Below are 16,044 nucleotides of genomic sequence, written 5' to 3'. Positions count from 1 at the left end.
CAGACGGCCTTTTCAGACGGCCTTTTCAGACGGCCTTTTCAGACGGCCTTTTCAGACGGCCTTTTCAGACGGCCTTTTCAGACGGCCTTTTCAGACGGCCTTTGGCCGGCTGTTTACAGCAGCGGCTCTATCGGCAGCAGGGAGAGAAAGCGGTTGAGCAGGCGTTTCCACAGGCCGGCGTCGGGTTCTTTTTTCAGCAGGGTGCCGGGCTGGTCGGGGTCTTGCCAGCGCAGGCGTTTGCGGCGGTGGTCGAGGACGACTTTGTAGGCATATTGCGGCGCCATCTGCGCCAGCTCCTGCCGCATGCCGCCGGCAATTTCGCTGCTGTCGAGGACGATGCCCATTTCGGTGTTGAGGCGGGCGGAGCGCGGGTCGAGGTTGAACGAGCCGATGAAGACGCGGCTGCTGTCAGCAACAAAGGTTTTGGCATGCAGGCTGGTAGCGGTGCTGCCGGTGAGGCCTTTGTCGCGCGCTTTGGGCGGGGCGAAGTCGGGTTTGACTTCGTAGAGTTCGACGCCCGCTTTGAGCAGGTCTTTGCGGTAGCGGGCGTAGCCGGAGTGGACGGCGGCGACATCGGTGGCGCGCAGGGAGTTGGTGAGGACGGTGACGCCGACGCCCTGTTGCCGCAGTTCGCGCAGGGCGTCCATGCCCCATTTGCTGGGGACGAAGTAGGGGGAGACGATGAAGAGGTCGTGCTGCGGCCGGCCGAGGGTGGTGAGGAGTTTGTCGGCGACGGAGGGTTTTTCGCGGCTGCGGTCGAGGCCTTTGGCGGGGTCGTCGCTGACGAGTTGGGCGTCGGTGTAGAGCCAGGGGATGCTGCCTGCGGCAACGGCGGCGGCTAGGGGGGCGGTGTTGAGGTCGTCGAGGTAGCTGGCGCGTACGGCGGCGTCCTGTTTGCGCGATTGTTTGAGTTTCAGACGGCCTTTTTCGGCGTCGGCGCGTTTGGCGATGGCGGCGAAGGGGTAGCTGGACGCGCTGGCCCAGTAGCGGTCGAAGTCGCGGGAGACGTCGGTGACAACGGGGCCGCGCGCGAGGACGTCGAGGTCGGCAAAGCCGGTTTCGGTAGAGACGTTGAAGTATTCGTCGCCGATGTTGCGGCCGCCGACGATGGTGTAGCGGTTGTCGGCGGTGAGGGATTTGTTGTGCATGCGCCGGTTGAGGCGGGGGAAGTCGGTGAGGTAGCCGAGGGCGCGGAAGCGGCGGTGGAGGAAGGGGTTGAACAGGCGGATTTCGATGTTGGCTTCGGCGTCGAGGGCGGCGAGGACGTTGTCCATGCCGCGCGTGTTGTTGTCGTCCAGCAGCAGGCGCACGCGCACACCGCGCCGCGCGGCCTGTTGCAGCATTTGGAACAGCATTTTGCCGGAGACGTCGTTGTGCCAGATGTAGTAGGCGATGTCGAGGGTGTGGTCGGCGTGTTCAATGAGGACGGCGCGGGCGGCGAAGGCGTCGTGCGGGTCGGCCAGCAGGTAGACGCCGCTTTGTCCGGCGGGGATTTCAGACGGCCTGTTTTCGGGCAGGGCGGCTTCGATGCGGGGGGCGTTTGCGGGGTCGATATAGGTGGAGACGCTGCGCTCGGAAAGATCGGGCAGCGACTGGCAGGCGCTCAGCAGCAGGGCGGAGCCGGAAAGCAGGGCGGGTTTGCTCAGGTTCATGGCGCGGTTTCCGAGGCGGCTGTGGCGGGGTAGGTTTTCAGACGGCCTATTTCTTCATCACTGCCCGTTTGACGATCAGCCACCAGTCCTGCCGTTCGAGTACGGGGCGTTCGATGAAGACGTCGTAGCGGACGGCGTCGAGTTTTTGCAGAATCATTTGGCCGCCGACGACGATCATGCGCAGTTCGAGGCCGATGCGGCCTTTGAGCGTGTTGCCCAAGGGCGAGCCGGCTTTGAGCATTTTAAAGGCGCGTTCGCACTGGTAGGCCATCAGCCGCTGGAAGGCGAAATCGGCGCGTCCTGCGGCAATCTGTTCTTCGCTGACTTTGTATTTGGCCATGTCGTCCTGCGGAATGTAGACGCGGCCTTTTTGCCAGTCGATGCCGACGTCCTGCCAGAAGTTGATGAGTTGCAGGGCGGTGCAGATGCCGTCGCTCTGGGCGATGCTGCGGCTGTCGCTTTCGCCGTAGAGGTGCAGCATGATGCGGCCGACGGGGTTGGCGGAGCGGCGGCAGTAGTCGGCCAGCTCGGCGAAGTTTTGGTAGCGGGTTTTTTCCACGTCCTGCGAAAACGCGCTTAAAAGGTCGTGAAAGGGTTGCAGCGGCAGGGAAAAAGGTGCGACGGCTTCGTTGTTCAGACGGCGCATCAGGGCAGTTTGCGGCTCTTGTCCCGCGCCGATGCGGCCGAGTTCTTCCTTCAAGGCGTTCAGGGCGGCCAGCCGCTCCGCTGCGGGCGCGTCGCCCTCGTCGGCCAAATCGTCGGCATGGCGGGCGAAGGCGTATACGGCGTGCACGGGGCGGCGCAGGCGGCGCGGCAGCGCCCATGAGCCGACGGGGAAGTTTTCGTAATGGTTTGCAGACATGGTTTCCTGTTGCCCAATAATAAAGAAAGCCGCTTTTCAGACGGCCTGTTTGAACGGTGCAACATTCTAAAACAAAGCCCACGCCGTGAAAACCGAAGGCGCGGGCAATCCGCTATAATGCCGCGCGCGCACACCGCGCCCGAGCAGTTTCAGACGGCCTCCCGCCATACGGAGGCCGTCTGAAAAACAAGGCGCGCACGCCCAATCCGTACGAAAGAATCACGATATGCCGTGGAACATACCGATACTGCTCACTTGGATGCGCGTCGTCCTGATACCCGTGTTCACCCTGCTTTTCTATCTGCCAGAAAGCTGGATTGCGCCGCAAACCGCCAACTGGACGGCCGCTTTTGTCTTCGCCGCCGCCGCCGTGACCGACTGGTTCGACGGCTTTCTCGCCCGCCGCTGGAAGCAGACTTCCGACTTCGGCGCTTTCCTCGATCCCGTTGCCGACAAACTGATGGTAGCCGTCGCCCTGATTCTACTCGTCAGCCTTAACCGCACCCACCCCGTTTTCGCCATGATTATCATCGGCCGCGAAATCACCATCTCCGCTCTGCGCGAATGGATGGCGCAGATGGGCAAACGCGGCAGCGTCGCCGTCGCGCAAATCGGCAAACTCAAAACCACCGCGCAAATGGCCGCCATCCTGCTTCTGATTGTCGGCGAACGCGACTGGCACGGCTGGAATTTGCTCATTGTCGGCAACGCATTAATGGCCGCCGCCGCCGTGCTTACCATCTGGTCTATGTTTTACTACCTCAAAATGGCGTGGAAGGACTTCAAATAAATCCGCCCCGGCGCTTGACAGTCAAACAAAAGGCACTATAATGACGCCTTCTTTGCCTCAAGGGCAGCGAAAATACAAGCGGGAATAGCTCAGTTGGTAGAGCGCAACCTTGCCAAGGTTGAGGTCGCGAGTTCGAGACTCGTTTCCCGCTCCACAGTTTCAAATGCAATCCGGTTTACGCGGGAATAGCTCAGTTGGTAGAGCGCAACCTTGCCAAGGTTGAGGTCGCGAGTTCGAGACTCGTTTCCCGCTCCATAAAACCGTATTCGTATGCGGGAATAGCTCAGTTGGTAGAGCGCAACCTTGCCAAGGTTGAGGTCGCGAGTTCGAGACTCGTTTCCCGCTCCATAAAACGAAGTTGTTGTCAGACAACTTTTTTCTTTATGGCGGGATAGCAAAGTGGTTATGCAGCGGATTGCAAATCCGTCGACGCCGGTTCGATTCCGACTCCCGCCTCCACAAATCTCAAGCCTCACGGCGGGGTGGCAGAGTGTTGATGCGACGGGGTGTGCAAACCCCGTACAGGCCGGTTAAAATCCGCGCCCCCGCCTCCAAAGTTTTATCTCTGCTTTTTCCTCCTTTCGGGCAGGGATAAAGCCCGGATGGTGAAATTGGTAGACACAACGGACTTAAAATCCGTCGCCCCTGATACGGGCGTACCGGTTCGATTCCGGTTCCGGGCACCACTAACCGCATTTGCGGTTATTTTTTTTGTCTGCCGTATTTGGGGTATTGCCAGATTTTCGTGTTGTTCCGCTATGCAAGGCCTTTTTGCTGCTGCCGAACATAATCTGTCTGGCGTTTTGCCGTGTAAGGGTCAGGGTAAAAGGTCTGCGGCTTTACCGCATTGCGGTTTTTATGGCTTGTTTTGAACGGGTACGCCATGTTTCCAAATGCCAAAAAAGAGGCCGTCTGAAACTTTCAGACGGCCTCTTTTGTTTTTTACCCGATCAGTTTTTCCTGCGGCTGCCGAGGTCGGCGGCGGCGGTGAAAAGGACATCGGTGGAGGAGTTGAGCGCGGTTTCGCAAGAGTCCTGCACCACGCCGATGATGAAGCCGACGGCGACTACCTGCATGGCGACGTCGTTGCTGATGCCGAACAGGCTGCATGCAAGGGGAATCAGCAGCAGCGAGCCGCCGGCCACGCCGGATGCGCCGCAGGCGCTGACGGTGGCGACGAGGCTCAGCAGCAGGGCGGTGGGGAAATCGACGCTGATGCCTTCGGTATGGGCGGCGGCAAGCGCCAGCACGGTAATGGTGATGGCTGCGCCTGCCATGTTGATGGTGGCGCCCAACGGGATGGAGATGGAGTAAGTGTCTTCGTGCAGGTCGAGCTTTTTCGCCAGTGCCATATTGACGGGGATGTTGGCGGCGGAGGAGCGGGTGAAAAAGGCGGGAATGCCGCTTTCGCGCAGGCAGGTGAAAACGAGCGGGTAGGGGTTGGCGCGAATTTTCCACCAGACAATCAGCGGGTTGAAGACGAAGGCGACAAACAGCATGCAGCCGACCAGTACAACAAGAAGCTTGGCATAGCCTGCCAGCGCTTCAAAACCGGTTTCGGCAAGGGTGGAGGCAACCAGGCCGAAAATGCCCAACGGGGCGAAGCGGATGACCCAGCGTACGATGGCGGAGACGGCGTCGGCCATGTCGGCGACGACGGCACGGGTGGTGGCGGAGGCATGGCGCAGAGCGAAGCCGAGCAGCAGCGCCCAGGCAAGGATGCCGATGTAGTTACCCTCGGCCAGCGCCTTGATGGGGTTGCTGACCAGGTTGAGCAACAGGGTTTTCAATACGGCGGTAATGCCTTCGGGCGGAGCGATGCCTTCCTGTCCGCTCACCAGTTTGAGTTCGGTCGGATAGGCCAGACCGGCGGCAACGGCAACCAGAGCTGCGCCCAATGTGCCGATAAGGTAGAGCACCAGAATGGGTTTGATGTGGGTTTCGTTGCCTTTTTGATGTTTTGTAATAGCGGCGGTAACCAGTATGAACACCAAAAACGGCGCGACTGCTTTGAGCGCGCCGACGAACATACTGCCCAAAATGCCGACGGCTTTGGCGGCGGGGACGGAGACTGCATACACCGACACGCCGAGTATGAGTCCGATGATAATCTGCTTCACCACGCTCATGCGCAGCAGGGATTGCAGGGCTGTATTGTTTGCCATTTTGATTCCTTAACTTCTTTTAACTGAATGTTTGCATTCTACTATAACTATATAAGCATAAGAGATGCCGCGTGTCGGATAGCGGCGGGTCATGCGTCCGGCAGCCGCCACATCCACCATGCGCTGCCCAGGCAGAGTGCGGCAGCGGCGGCGGGTATCCACCACGGGTCGGGAATGCGCCACAGGACGATCAGGCAGGAGGCCGCCATCATGGAAAAGGCAAGGTATTTGGCGCGGCGGGGTACGGCGCGTTTTTCTTCCCAGTTTTGAATCATCGGGCCGAAATAACGGTGGCGGTGCAGCCAGCGGTGGAAACGCGGCGAGGCTTTTGCCCAGCAGGCGGCGGCAAGGAGGACGAAGGGCGTAGTCGGCAGCAGCGGCAGCACGATGCCGACGATGCCCACTGCCAGCGACACTGCGCCCAGCAGCCAGAAAAACGGACGGGAAATCACGGCTGTTCCTTGTGGAACGGGCAGCCCTGCGGGATGCCGAGTGCGTCCCAGCCGCTTTTGCCCATTTTTTCCAGCAGCTCGATGTTGCGGCCGAAAATGGCTTCGGCATCGGGAAACGCCTGTGCGGCTTTGGCGATGCTGTCTTCGCGGATGAGGTGGAGGGTGGGGTAGGGGCTGCGGTTGGTGTAGTTGCCGATGTCGTCGGCCTCAGTGCCCTCGAAGCGGAAATCGGGGTGGAACGGGGCGATTTGGATAATGCCTTCCAGACCGTTGTCGGCAATAGCGGCTTCGGCGGTGTCGAGCATGTCGTTGAACTGCAAAAAGTCGGCAAACAGCGTCGGGTGGACGAGCAGCGTGGTTTCCAACTGTTCGGGCGGTGTGTCGGCCAAAAGCTGCAATTCGCGGTCGAGGTCTTCCAAAAAACCGTCGCCGTGTTTGGCTCCGCTCACGGCGATGCGTACGCGGCCTTTGACGTGAGGGGCTTTGGCAAACGGGCAGAGGTTCAGCCCGATAACGGCTTTTTCCATCCATTGTCGGGTGTGGTCGGCCACGGTGTCGGCAATATTTTCCATGGGTGTGTGTTGAGTTGAAAACGGCTCGCAATCATACGGTTTTTAAGTGCGAAAAGAAAGGTAGGCCGTCTGAAAACGGATTTCGGTTCCTTGAAAACAGGCTTGCGGTTTGGCTTTCAGACGGCCTCTGATATGCCGTTTTGCCTGCCGCTCCGGCTTTTTCAGACGGCCTCCTTGGGTTACAATCCGCCGCTTTGCCGCCGCCGTGCGTTTTTTGCCGCGGCGGTTTGTCGAACCATTAAATCGGGGCTGTTTTGCAGTTTCGTTGCCGTGACGGTTTTTGCTTCCCGCACCGTCTGTTTCCGTGTACGGAATCCGCTTCGCAAAACGCTTGCAAACAGCCCCGAGACCGTCTGAAAAAGCCTTGCGCCTGCACAATGCGCGTTGCCGAATATGTTTTCAGACGGCCTATTCCCGCCCGGATGCGGCGTCGGACAAGGAAACCGAATGATCTATCAAATTCTGGCACTGGTGATTTGGAGCAGCACCTTTATCGCTGCCAAGTACGCCGAGGGGATGGTCGATCCCGCAATGACGGTGCAGATCAGGCTGGTTATCGCCGCGCTCGCCGTGCTGCCGGTCTGCCGCCGCTATATCGGACGCATTCCGCAGGATAAATGGAAGCCGTTGTTGTGGCTGTCGTTTCTCAACTATGTCGGCGTGCTGATGTTCCAATTTATCGGCGTCAAATATACGTCTGCCGCCAGCGCTGCAACAATGATTGGGCTGGAGCCGCTGATGATGGTGTTTGTCGGCCACTTTTTTTTCAACGACCGCGCCCGCCCGTACCACTGGCTTTGCGGCGCAGCCGCGTTTGTGGGTGTGGCCGTGCTGATACTCGGCGGCGGCGAGGGCGGCGGCATCAGCATTTTCGGCTGTATGCTGGTGTTTATGGGCGGCATCGTGTTTTGCAGCATCACGCGGCCGACGCAGAAGCTGATCGGCGAAATCGGTGCGCCGGCCTATACTTCGGTTTCGCTGGCCGTTTCGGCGGTGTTGTGCCTGCCGTTTTCCCTGCTGCTGGCCGAACGCTATACGGTGGTTTGGAACTGGCAGGGTGCGGCGGCGCTGCTGTATTTGGGCATCGGGTGCAGCTGGCTGGCTTATCTGTTGTGGAACAAAGGAATGTTGACTGTTCCGGCCAATCTGGCGGGGCTGCTGACTTCGCTCGAACCAATTTTTGGTGTGTTGCTGGCGGTGCTGCTGCTGGGCGAGGATATTTCGGCACTGTCGTGGCTGGGGATTCTGATTGTCGTGGCGTCCACGTTTGCCGCAGGCGTGCTGCCGCGGGTGCTGAAAGAAAAACAACAGGCTGTCTGAAAAGACCTATACGGCGACGGTGCTGCGCGGTAATTTTCGGTAATTGAAGTGTTTACAGGCGTTTGGCAGGCGTTTGCGGCAAAAGGGGCGGCGAATTTCCCGCCAAGCTGTCCGGCAAAGCCTTTCGGGCGGAGATTATTAAACTTATAATGCGCAAACGCCGCTTGGCGTTTTTGTGATGCTTGTGCCGAATTTCCCCGTTTTCAAATTATTTTGAAGGACTGTCCTCATGGCTCCGACGAACAACGATTCGAGTCCCATGTATAAAACCAATCTGGCATTCGCCGCCATGCTTATCGGTATGGTCGGCTATTTTATTTACTGGGGATTGGATTACACGCATTACAACCATATCACCATGTTTCTGCTTGCCACAGCCTTCGGCGTGTTCATGGCGTTCAATATCGGCGGCAACGATGTGGCCAATTCCTTCGGCACTTCCGTGGGCGCGGGTACGCTGACGATTCCGCAGGCGCTGATTGTCGCAGCCGTGTTCGAAGTGAGCGGTGCGGTGATTGCGGGCGGCGAGGTAACCGCCACCATCCGCAACGGCATTGTGCGGATGGAGGCTTTGCCGATGGAGCCGATGCAGTTTGTCTATGTGATGCTGTCCGCGCTTTTGGCGGCTGCCCTCTGGCTGCTGTTTGCCACAAAAAAAGGCCTGCCCGTTTCGACCACGCACGCGATCATCGGCGGCATTGTCGGCAGCTCGATGGTACTGGGTTTTCTGTTAACCAAAAGCAGCGACGGCACGTTTGCTTTGGTGAAATGGGAAAAAATCGGCGAAATTGCCGTGTCTTGGGTGTTGTCGCCGGTGTTGGGCGGGCTGGTGTCGTATGTGCTGTTTTATCAGGTAAAAAAACATGTGCTGGATTACAACACGGAAATCGAAAGGCAGCTTAAAGACATCAAAGCCGAGAAAAAAGCCTATAAAGAAGAACACCGCCTGCGTTTTGAAGCCCTGCCCGAACCTGAACGTTTGAAAGCCGCGTCGGCCATGGCGCGCGACGCGCAGATTTACGGCGAGGCGGACTTCGATCCCAATGAGTTGGAATCGGCTTATTACCAAGGGCTGTACCATATCGAACAGCGCAAGAGCGGTATCGACGCCTATAAGGCGCTTCATTCCTGGGTGCCGCTGATTTCGTCGGTGGGCGGCATGATGATTGCCTCGATGCTGATTTTCAAAGGTTTGAAAAACCTGAATTTAGGAATTGGCGATTTGGGCAGTTATCTGACTATTCTGATGATAGGCGCAGGCATCTGGCTGGCTACGTTTATTTATGCCAAAACATTGAAACGCAAGGATTTGGCGAAATCCACGTTTTTGATGTTTTCCTGGATGCAGGTGTTTACTGCGGCCGGGTTCGCGTTCAGCCACGGGGCGAACGACATTGCCAATGCCATCGGTCCGTTCGCGGCGATTATGGATGTGCTGCGCACCGACGCCATCGGTGTTTCCGCGCCCGTACCGTCGATTGTCCTTCTGACGTTCGGTATCGCGCTGATTGTCGGTTTGTGGTTTATCGGCAAGGAAGTGATTGCAACCGTGGGAACGAGCTTGGCCGAAATGCATCCTGCTTCGGGCTTTACCGCCGAACTCTCTGCCGCTTCGGTTGTGATGGCGGCTTCGTTTTTGGGATTGCCGGTGTCGAGCACGCATATTTTGGTCGGAGCGGTTTTAGGCATCGGACTGGTCAACCGTAACGCCAACTGGAAAGCAATGAAACCGATTGCTCTGGCTTGGGTGATTACCTTGCCCGCAGCATCACTGCTTTCGGTGGCCTGCTTTTTCGTCCTTCAAACGGCCTTTGGCTGACAATGCGGTTGGGGGTTTAATAATTTTTACAAACAATAGGAAAATTTTGTCATATGCCGGGTAAGTATTTATAATAGACAAAATTTTCGTAATTTAAACGGCAGAAAGCGGCATGCGCCGGAAGCCAGAATAGGGATGGCATGAGTTTAGGTTTGTTAAGGGTTTTGGTACAAAACCGTATACTGTCCAACGAACAGGTCGGGCGGTATCAGAAGGCTTTGGGGGAAAATAAAGACATTATCCCCATGCTCTTTGGCGATAATGTGACCAACCCGAAAGCGCTGGCCGAGTTGTTGGCGCAGATTTTCAATTATCCGGTTTTAGATTTGAGCTATTACCCGCGCAGCAATATTGTGCAGGATGTGTTGCCGGAAGAGCAGATGCAGGCCAATGCCTGCGTACCGATATTCAAACGCGGCAACAGGGTGTTTCTGGCCGTTTCCGATCCGACCAAGATTCAGGAATTTCAAAAGCTGGTAACCGGATATACGATTGACTTGGTTGTCGTGCGGCATGACCAGCTGATGACTTTGGTTGAGTGGCTGAGTCAGCGTTCCACTACTATTTTGCGTGAAATGTCGCAGGATCAGTTGGATACATCGACTTCTCAGGCATTGTTTATCGGTGATGAAGAAGCGGAAGACGGGCCGATTGCGCGGTTTATCCACAAAACGCTTTCCGATGCCCTCAATTCTGGCGCATCAGATATACACTTCGAATTTTATGAAGATACGGCAAGGGTTCGTTTCCGCGTCGATGGCCAGCTTAGAGAAGTTGTCAAACCGCCTGTTACCGTGCGCAGCCAGCTTGCATCGCGTATCAAAGTGATGGCCAAGCTCGATATTTCCGAGAAGCGTGTTCCTCAGGACGGACGTATCCGGATTGCGTTTTCCAAGCATGGACGCCCTACGGATTTCCGTGTCAGCACGCTGCCTACGCTTTTCGGTGAAAAAGTGGTGATGCGTATTTTGAATTCGGATGCGGCATCACTCAATATAGACCAGCTCGGTTTTGAGGATTTTCAAAAAGATTTGCTGTTGGAGGCGATTCACAGGCCTTACGGCATGGTTTTGGTTACCGGGCCGACCGGCTCGGGCAAAACGGTTTCTCTCTATACTTGTCTGAATATTCTGAATACAGAGGGCGTGAATATTTCCACTGCAGAAGACCCAGCTGAGATCAACTTACCCGGTATCAATCAGGTAAACGTAAACGACAAACAGGGTTTGACCTTTGCGGCAGCATTGAAATCGTTTCTCCGCCAAGACCCGGATATCATCATGGTTGGTGAGATTCGCGATTTGGAGACGGCAGATATTGCGATTAAGGCCTCGCAAACCGGCCATATGGTGTTCTCGACGCTGCATACCAATAATGCGCCGGCAACTTTGTCCCGTATGCTGAATATGGGTGTGGCGCCGTTCAATATCGCCAGCTCGGTCAGTCTGATTATGGCGCAGAGGCTGCTTCGCCGCCTGTGTTCGAACTGCAAAGAACCGATGGACAGGCCGCCTGAACATGCATTGAAAAAAGCAGGTTTTACAGATGAGGATTTGGCTCGTGAATGGACGATGTATCGTGCGGTAGGTTGCGATACATGCCGCGGCAAGGGCTATAAAGGACGAGCCGGTGTTTATGAAGTCATGCCGATAACCGATGAAATGCAAAGGGTGATTATGGAAGGCGGTACTGAAGTGGATATACAGCAGATGGCTTATCAGGAAGGTATGGTTGATTTGCGCAGAGCAGGTTTGCTGAAGGTGATGGACGGGATTACTTCTTTGGAAGAAGTCTTGGGTAATACTAACGATTAATCAAATGGACTGGGAAAATGAAAGCAAATAAAGTCAATAATGAAAAAGGTAAACGGTTTACTTTTGAAGGTAAGCATACCCAAAGCGAGCAAATCGTCCGCGGAGAGGTGGTGGCAGCTAATGAGGAAGAGGCGCGTAAAAAATTGCTGCGTAGAGGCATCAAGCCGTTGCGGATTACGCAGGTTAAAGCCACACGCAAAAAGCGCATTACACAGGAAGACATTACAGTTTTTACCCGTCAGCTGGCAACTATGATGAAAGCGGGTTTGCCACTGATGCAGGCTTTTGAAATTGTGGCGCGCGGACACTCGAACCCGTCAATGACCCAGTTGCTGATGTCTATCAGAAGCGATGTGGAGCAGGGTACGTCGATGGGGACCGCATTTGCCAAACATCCAAAATATTTTGACCGTTTCTACTGTAACCTAGTTGCCGCAGGTGAGGCTGGTGGTGTACTGGAAAACTTGTTGGACAAATTGGCTGTTTATAAAGAAAAAACCCAGTCTATCAAGAAAAAAGTGAAATCAGCATTGACTTATCCTATTTCCATTGTTGTTGTAGCGATTGCTTTGGTTATAGTGATGATGATGTTTGTCTTACCTGCATTCAAACAGGTTTATGAAGGAATGGGCGCTGAGTTGCCTGGATTGACTCAGGTGATTATGTCAGCTTCAGATTTCTTTGTTAGCTATGGATGGTTGGTTATTATAGGTCTAATAGCCGCAGTGGTAGCTTTAATTTATGTTCATAAAACCTCATTCAAATTTCAAAAGAAAGTAGATGCTTGGTTATTAAAGCTTCCTATTTTTGGTTCGATTGTTCAAAAGGCAACTATTGCTCGATGGGCTAGAACGACAGCGAGTTTGTTTGCTGCCGGGGTACCTTTGGTGGAAGCCTTGGATTCTGTGGCAGGTGCATCGGGTAATATTCTTTATGAGGAAGCGACATTGAATATTAAATCGCAAGTAAATCAAGGTTTGTCGTTAACTTCAGGTATGCAGAGTACCGGATTATTCCCTAATATGGTCATTCAAATGGCATCTATTGGTGAAGAATCGGGTTCTTTAGATGATATGTTAAATAAAGCAGCAGAATTTTATGAAGAAGAAGTGGATAATGCAGTCGCCCAACTTTCTTCTTTAATGGAGCCGATTATTATGGTTGTATTGGGTGGTATCATCGGTGTAATGCTGGTAGCTATGTATCTGCCGCTGTTCAACTTGGGTAGCGTAGTGGGTTGATGGTTCATGAACAATCTGTATTCATGGATGGCGGAATATTATGCTCCCCTGGTTGTTCCACTCTCAGTGATTCTCGGCCTGCTGGTCGGCAGCTTCCTTAATGTCGTAATTTACCGCGTTCCCGTCATGATGGAGCGCGGATGGACTCTGTTTTCCAAAGAACATTTGGGGATTGAGCTGACTGATGAGGAGAAACAGCCGTTCAGTTTGACCCGGCCGCCGTCGCGCTGTCCGAAATGCGGCAACCGGGTCAGGCCGTGGCAGAACATACCTGTTGTCAGCTACTTGCTGCTGAAAGGCAAATGCGGCCATTGCCATACCCATATCAGTGCCCGTTATCCCGCTGTCGAAGTATTGACGGCTGTTCTCTTCGGTATTGTAGCTGCTTGTTACGGCTGGTCTTGGATAACGCTGACAGGCTTGGTGTTTACAGGTTTCTTGGTGGCTTTGGCCTTTATCGATGCGGATACTCAATATCTGCCTGACGAGCTGACTATTCCTCTGGTTTGGCTGGGTTTGCTTGCGGCTTATGGCGGCAGCGGCTTGGTTAGCTTGCAGCAGTCTGTCATGGGTGCGGTGTGCGGTTATCTCAGCCTGTGGCTGTTAAACTGGCTTCATAAGCGTATTCGCGGAATTGACGGTATGGGCGGAGGAGATTTCAAGCTTTTGGCCGCATTGGGTGCGTGGCTCGGCGCTGCGGTTTTGCCTGTTGTCGTTTTTGTTGCGGCCGTTGTCGGCATTGTTGCCGCCCTTATTATGAAAGTCAGACAAAGCCAGCCGATGGCTTTCGGTCCCTGCCTGATTATTGCCGGCTGGATTGTTTTCGTCACACATGACAAAGTACTGGCAGGCGTGCGCTGGTGGCTGCATATGTCGGGTTTTTCGGCATGACCGTTTGGATCGGGCTGACAGGAGGAATCGGCAGCGGAAAATCACAGGCCGCTGCCGAATTTTCGTCTTTGGGTGTTCCGGTTATCGATGCGGATCAGGTGGGACGCGGGCTGACTGCGGAGCAGGGCAGGGCGCTGCCGGCGGTGCGGCAGGCGTTTGGCGACAAAGTGTTCGACGGCGACACGCTGGATCGTGCCGCATTGAGAGAAACAGTCTTTGCCGATGCTGCGGCAAAAAAACGTCTTGAAGACATTCTGCTGCCGCTGATTTTCGATGAGATCCGCCGGGAGCAGCGGCAATATGCCGATCAAGGCTACGGTATAATCGAAATCCCCCTGCTGGCCGAACAGGCCGGTTTTCAAACGCTGGTGCGGCGCGTTTTGCTGATAGAAACCGACGAGCCGGTCAGAATCGGGCGCGTCATGCGGCGCAGCGGTCTTTCGGAAGACGAAGTGAAGCGGATTATCGCCGCGCAGGCCGGAGAAAAACAGCGCCGGCGTCTGGCCGACGATATCGTGATCAACAACGGCAGCACACAAGAGCTGCGGCAGAAAATAGGCCGTCTGAACGCTTACTTCCGCGCCCGTTTCCACCACCAACCACAGACATCCAAATGATTAAATTCGAACACCCATTGTCCGAGCGGGTACGCAACTTTCTGCGCATCGAATACCTGTTCAAACGCTTTCAGGACGAAATCGCCTGCCCGCATTCGGTGTGGGCGCACCATCTGGCGCTGTCCACCCTGTTCGACATCATGGAATCCGCCGCCCGCGCCGAATTAAAGCTCGACATCCTGCAAGAATTGGAACGCCAGAAACAAATGGTTGCCAAAACCCGCAGTCCCGAATCTGCCCAACAGTTGCAGGAAGACCTGAAACAGGTCGCGCAGGGTCTGCTCGGCATCCAGCAGAAATTCGGTCAGCACCTGCGCGAAAACGAATGGCTGATGGCGCTCAAACAGCGCATGCTCGTTCCCGGCGGCACCAGCCCGTTCGACGTTCCCTCATATTACTACTGGCAGCAGCGTCCCTACGAAGAGCGCCAGGCCGACCTCAAACGCTGGATACGCACCCTGATGCCCACCTACGACGCCATCTCCGTCCTCCTGCGCATCCTGCGCAACAACTCGCGCGAAGTCGGCTGCCACGCCAAACACGGCAACTACCAGCACGCCAGCCTGGCGCAAAACATCCACCTGCTCAGCATCGAAGTCGGCAAAGAACACAGCGTCATGCCCGAAGTTTCCGCCAACAAATACTTCACCCACATTCGCTTCCTCGCCATCTCCAACGAACGCCCGCGCGGCCCGCAGGTGGACGGCGACATCCCCTTCAAAATGATCATGAGCAGCTTCGACCAAGTGGTGGAATAAATGGACAAAACCATCCGAACCGTCTGCTGCCCCCGCTGCGGCAAACCCGCCGAATGGTCGCCAGCCAACCCCTACCGCCCCTTTTGCAGCCAACGCTGCAAAACCACCGACCTCGGCGCCTGGGCGGGCGAAGACTACCGCGTCATCGCAGCCGAGCCCGATATCTTCTCCGAAACCGCTCCGCCGCAGGCAGACTGAGGCCGTCTGAAAACACCCCGCCCCCGCTGCGCTTGTTTTCAGACGGCCTTGCCGCATCCGACAACCCTTCGAGCCAAAGCCGTCACGCCGCAGATTCCATGTCGGCCGACTATAAAAGGAACGCCCATGCTCACCCCGCAACACAGCCGCCTGTTCGACATCCCCTTCTACCAATTCGCCCAACTCAAAAAATACCAACCCGAAGCCATCCCGCAAATCAAAGCCGACTACAAAGCCGCCTGGCAGGACTGGCAGAGCCTGATCCGCCAGGTTGCCGCCGATCTTGGCGCCCCCTTCGCCCCACCGCACATCGAACGCTGGTGCAACGGCTGGCAGGTACGCGCCCACTTTTTCGCCTACTTCAAATACGAAGCCTACCACGACGCCGCTGCCATCCTTTCCGTCCTCCTCAACCGCCGCCGTCTCACCGTCAGCCTCGACTGGCACTGCTACAAAGCCGACATCTCCCCCATCGCCCTGCCGCAATACAACCGCTGGCTCGATGAACTCGATACCGAACGCTATGCCGCCTATGAGCTCTGGCACGGCGCAGAAAGCGAATACGCCGACTACCCGACCGTTGCCGACACCCCCGCCAAACTCGAAAACGACGAAGACTTCTTCTGCATCGGCCGCCACATCGAGCGCGACGACCTCGGCAAAACCGACACCGCCGCCTGGATCGCACAAACCATACGCGAACTGCAACCGCTCTACGAAGCCTGCTTCCGTTAAACCCGCCGCCGCCGACAAAACAGGCCGTCTGAAAAAAACCGCGAATGCGGTTTTTTTCAGACGGCCACTTCAGACGGCCACTTCAGACGGCCACTTCAGACGGCCACTTCAGACGGCCACTTCAGACGGCCACTTCAGACGGCCACTTCAGACGGCCA

15 protein-coding genes and 6 tRNA genes are annotated in these 16,044 nt (G+C 55.9%); 16 read left to right on the top strand and 5 right to left on the bottom strand.

Features of this window, described 5'->3' with window-relative positions; genetic code table 11:
- Window positions 1-113: 113 nt before the first annotated feature.
- Complete coding sequence (locus tag ACLD9W_RS10180; RefSeq protein WP_410841913.1) at window positions 114-1,652, bottom strand: phospholipase D family protein; 1,539 nt, start codon at window positions 1,650-1,652, stop codon at window positions 114-116.
- Window positions 1,653-1,698: 46 nt separating this feature from the next.
- Window positions 1,699-2,514, bottom strand: coding sequence for a squalene synthase HpnC (gene hpnC / locus ACLD9W_RS10175; protein WP_410841912.1), 816 nt, complete (start codon window positions 2,512-2,514; stop codon window positions 1,699-1,701).
- Window positions 2,515-2,740: 226 nt separating this feature from the next.
- Here hpnC and pgsA point away from each other — a divergent pair, with 226 nt between their 5' ends.
- From pgsA to ACLD9W_RS10140, 7 genes are all read left to right on the top strand, one after another.
- The gene (pgsA, locus tag ACLD9W_RS10170) at window positions 2,741-3,304 is read left to right on the top strand and encodes a CDP-diacylglycerol--glycerol-3-phosphate 3-phosphatidyltransferase (protein ID WP_410841911.1); all 564 of its coding nucleotides are present in this window, start codon (window positions 2,741-2,743) and stop codon (window positions 3,302-3,304) included.
- 78 nt (window positions 3,305-3,382) lie between these two features.
- Window positions 3,383-3,458: transfer RNA gene (locus ACLD9W_RS10165), tRNA-Gly, on the top strand.
- Between the two features lie 25 nt (window positions 3,459-3,483).
- Window positions 3,484-3,559 (top strand) — tRNA-Gly (locus tag ACLD9W_RS10160).
- A gap of 17 nt (window positions 3,560-3,576) precedes the next feature.
- Window positions 3,577-3,652: transfer RNA gene (locus ACLD9W_RS10155), tRNA-Gly, on the top strand.
- Between the two features lie 37 nt (window positions 3,653-3,689).
- Window positions 3,690-3,763: transfer RNA gene (locus ACLD9W_RS10150), tRNA-Cys, on the top strand.
- A gap of 17 nt (window positions 3,764-3,780) precedes the next feature.
- A tRNA-OTHER gene (locus tag ACLD9W_RS10145) sits at window positions 3,781-3,858 on the top strand.
- A gap of 42 nt (window positions 3,859-3,900) precedes the next feature.
- Window positions 3,901-3,990 (top strand) — tRNA-Leu (locus ACLD9W_RS10140).
- Window positions 3,991-4,254: 264 nt separating this feature from the next.
- On the opposite strand, the gene sstT is transcribed toward ACLD9W_RS10140, so the two are convergent.
- The 3 genes from sstT to ACLD9W_RS10125 form a co-directional block, all read right to left on the bottom strand.
- Complete coding sequence (gene sstT / locus ACLD9W_RS10135; protein WP_410841910.1) at window positions 4,255-5,469, bottom strand: serine/threonine transporter SstT; 1,215 nt, start codon at window positions 5,467-5,469, stop codon at window positions 4,255-4,257.
- A gap of 89 nt (window positions 5,470-5,558) precedes the next feature.
- Complete coding sequence (locus tag ACLD9W_RS10130) at window positions 5,559-5,918, bottom strand: YbaN family protein (RefSeq protein WP_410841914.1); 360 nt, start codon at window positions 5,916-5,918, stop codon at window positions 5,559-5,561.
- Complete coding sequence (locus ACLD9W_RS10125) at window positions 5,918-6,493, bottom strand: DUF1415 domain-containing protein (RefSeq protein ID WP_410841909.1); 576 nt, start codon at window positions 6,491-6,493, stop codon at window positions 5,918-5,920. Before ACLD9W_RS10125 ends, ACLD9W_RS10130 begins: the two co-directional genes overlap by 1 nt.
- A gap of 447 nt (window positions 6,494-6,940) precedes the next feature.
- Between ACLD9W_RS10125 and ACLD9W_RS10120 the strand changes: the two genes are divergently transcribed.
- The 9 genes from ACLD9W_RS10120 (at window position 6,941) to ACLD9W_RS10080 (ending at window position 15,886) form a co-directional block, all read left to right on the top strand.
- Window positions 6,941-7,813: a DMT family transporter gene (locus tag ACLD9W_RS10120; protein ID WP_410841908.1), complete on the top strand. Its 873-nt coding sequence runs from the start codon at window positions 6,941-6,943 to the stop codon at window positions 7,811-7,813.
- A 229-nt stretch (window positions 7,814-8,042) separates the two neighbouring features.
- Window positions 8,043-9,632, top strand: coding sequence for an inorganic phosphate transporter (locus ACLD9W_RS10115; protein WP_410841907.1), 1,590 nt, complete (start codon window positions 8,043-8,045; stop codon window positions 9,630-9,632).
- Window positions 9,633-9,772: 140 nt separating this feature from the next.
- Complete coding sequence (gene pilB, locus ACLD9W_RS10110) at window positions 9,773-11,446, top strand: type IV-A pilus assembly ATPase PilB (RefSeq protein WP_410841906.1); 1,674 nt, start codon at window positions 9,773-9,775, stop codon at window positions 11,444-11,446.
- A gap of 17 nt (window positions 11,447-11,463) precedes the next feature.
- Window positions 11,464-12,687 (top strand): type II secretion system F family protein, encoded by a 1,224-nt coding sequence (locus ACLD9W_RS10105; protein WP_410841905.1) that lies wholly within the window; start codon window positions 11,464-11,466, stop codon window positions 12,685-12,687.
- Window positions 12,688-12,693: 6 nt separating this feature from the next.
- A complete protein-coding gene (locus ACLD9W_RS10100; protein ID WP_410841904.1) occupies window positions 12,694-13,578 on the top strand; it encodes a prepilin peptidase in 885 nt (294 codons plus the stop codon).
- Window positions 13,575-14,195: a dephospho-CoA kinase gene (gene coaE / locus ACLD9W_RS10095; protein ID WP_410841903.1), complete on the top strand. Its 621-nt coding sequence runs from the start codon at window positions 13,575-13,577 to the stop codon at window positions 14,193-14,195. Before ACLD9W_RS10100 ends, coaE begins: the two co-directional genes overlap by 4 nt.
- A complete protein-coding gene (zapD, locus tag ACLD9W_RS10090; RefSeq protein ID WP_410841902.1) occupies window positions 14,192-14,953 on the top strand; it encodes a cell division protein ZapD in 762 nt (253 codons plus the stop codon). Before coaE ends, zapD begins: the two co-directional genes overlap by 4 nt.
- Window positions 14,954-15,151, top strand: a complete 198-nt coding sequence (locus ACLD9W_RS10085) for a DNA gyrase inhibitor YacG (RefSeq protein ID WP_410841901.1) — start codon at window positions 14,954-14,956, stop codon at window positions 15,149-15,151.
- Window positions 15,152-15,277: 126 nt separating this feature from the next.
- On the top strand, window positions 15,278-15,886 hold the full coding sequence (locus tag ACLD9W_RS10080) for an HI_0552 family protein (protein ID WP_410841900.1): 609 nt from the start codon (window positions 15,278-15,280) through the stop codon (window positions 15,884-15,886).
- Window positions 15,887-16,044 lie beyond the last annotated feature (158 nt).

Source organism: Neisseria sp. WLZKY-1 (genome assembly GCF_046546535.1).
GTDB lineage: Bacteria > Pseudomonadota > Gammaproteobacteria > Burkholderiales > Neisseriaceae > Neisseria.
Note: the sequence above shows the minus strand (reverse complement) of the source record. Positions and strands in the feature narration are given on the sequence as shown.

Coding starts and splice junctions, on each gene's coding strand:
- ACLD9W_RS10115 (WP_410841907.1), top strand. CDS start 8,043: ATGGCTCCGACGAACAACGATTCGAGTCCCATGTATAAAACCAATCTG.
- pilB (WP_410841906.1), top strand. CDS start 9,773: ATGAGTTTAGGTTTGTTAAGGGTTTTGGTACAAAACCGTATACTGTCC.
- ACLD9W_RS10100 (WP_410841904.1), top strand. CDS start 12,694: ATGAACAATCTGTATTCATGGATGGCGGAATATTATGCTCCCCTGGTT.
- hpnC (WP_410841912.1), bottom strand. CDS start 2,514: ATGTCTGCAAACCATTACGAAAACTTCCCCGTCGGCTCATGGGCGCTG.
- ACLD9W_RS10085 (WP_410841901.1), top strand. CDS start 14,954: ATGGACAAAACCATCCGAACCGTCTGCTGCCCCCGCTGCGGCAAACCC.
- ACLD9W_RS10120 (WP_410841908.1), top strand. CDS start 6,941: ATGATCTATCAAATTCTGGCACTGGTGATTTGGAGCAGCACCTTTATC.
- ACLD9W_RS10125 (WP_410841909.1), bottom strand. CDS start 6,493: ATGGAAAATATTGCCGACACCGTGGCCGACCACACCCGACAATGGATG.
- ACLD9W_RS10180 (WP_410841913.1), bottom strand. CDS start 1,652: ATGAACCTGAGCAAACCCGCCCTGCTTTCCGGCTCCGCCCTGCTGCTG.
- ACLD9W_RS10105 (WP_410841905.1), top strand. CDS start 11,464: ATGAAAGCAAATAAAGTCAATAATGAAAAAGGTAAACGGTTTACTTTT.
- ACLD9W_RS10080 (WP_410841900.1), top strand. CDS start 15,278: ATGCTCACCCCGCAACACAGCCGCCTGTTCGACATCCCCTTCTACCAA.
- coaE (WP_410841903.1), top strand. CDS start 13,575: ATGACCGTTTGGATCGGGCTGACAGGAGGAATCGGCAGCGGAAAATCA.
- sstT (WP_410841910.1), bottom strand. CDS start 5,469: ATGGCAAACAATACAGCCCTGCAATCCCTGCTGCGCATGAGCGTGGTG.
- zapD (WP_410841902.1), top strand. CDS start 14,192: ATGATTAAATTCGAACACCCATTGTCCGAGCGGGTACGCAACTTTCTG.
- pgsA (WP_410841911.1), top strand. CDS start 2,741: ATGCCGTGGAACATACCGATACTGCTCACTTGGATGCGCGTCGTCCTG.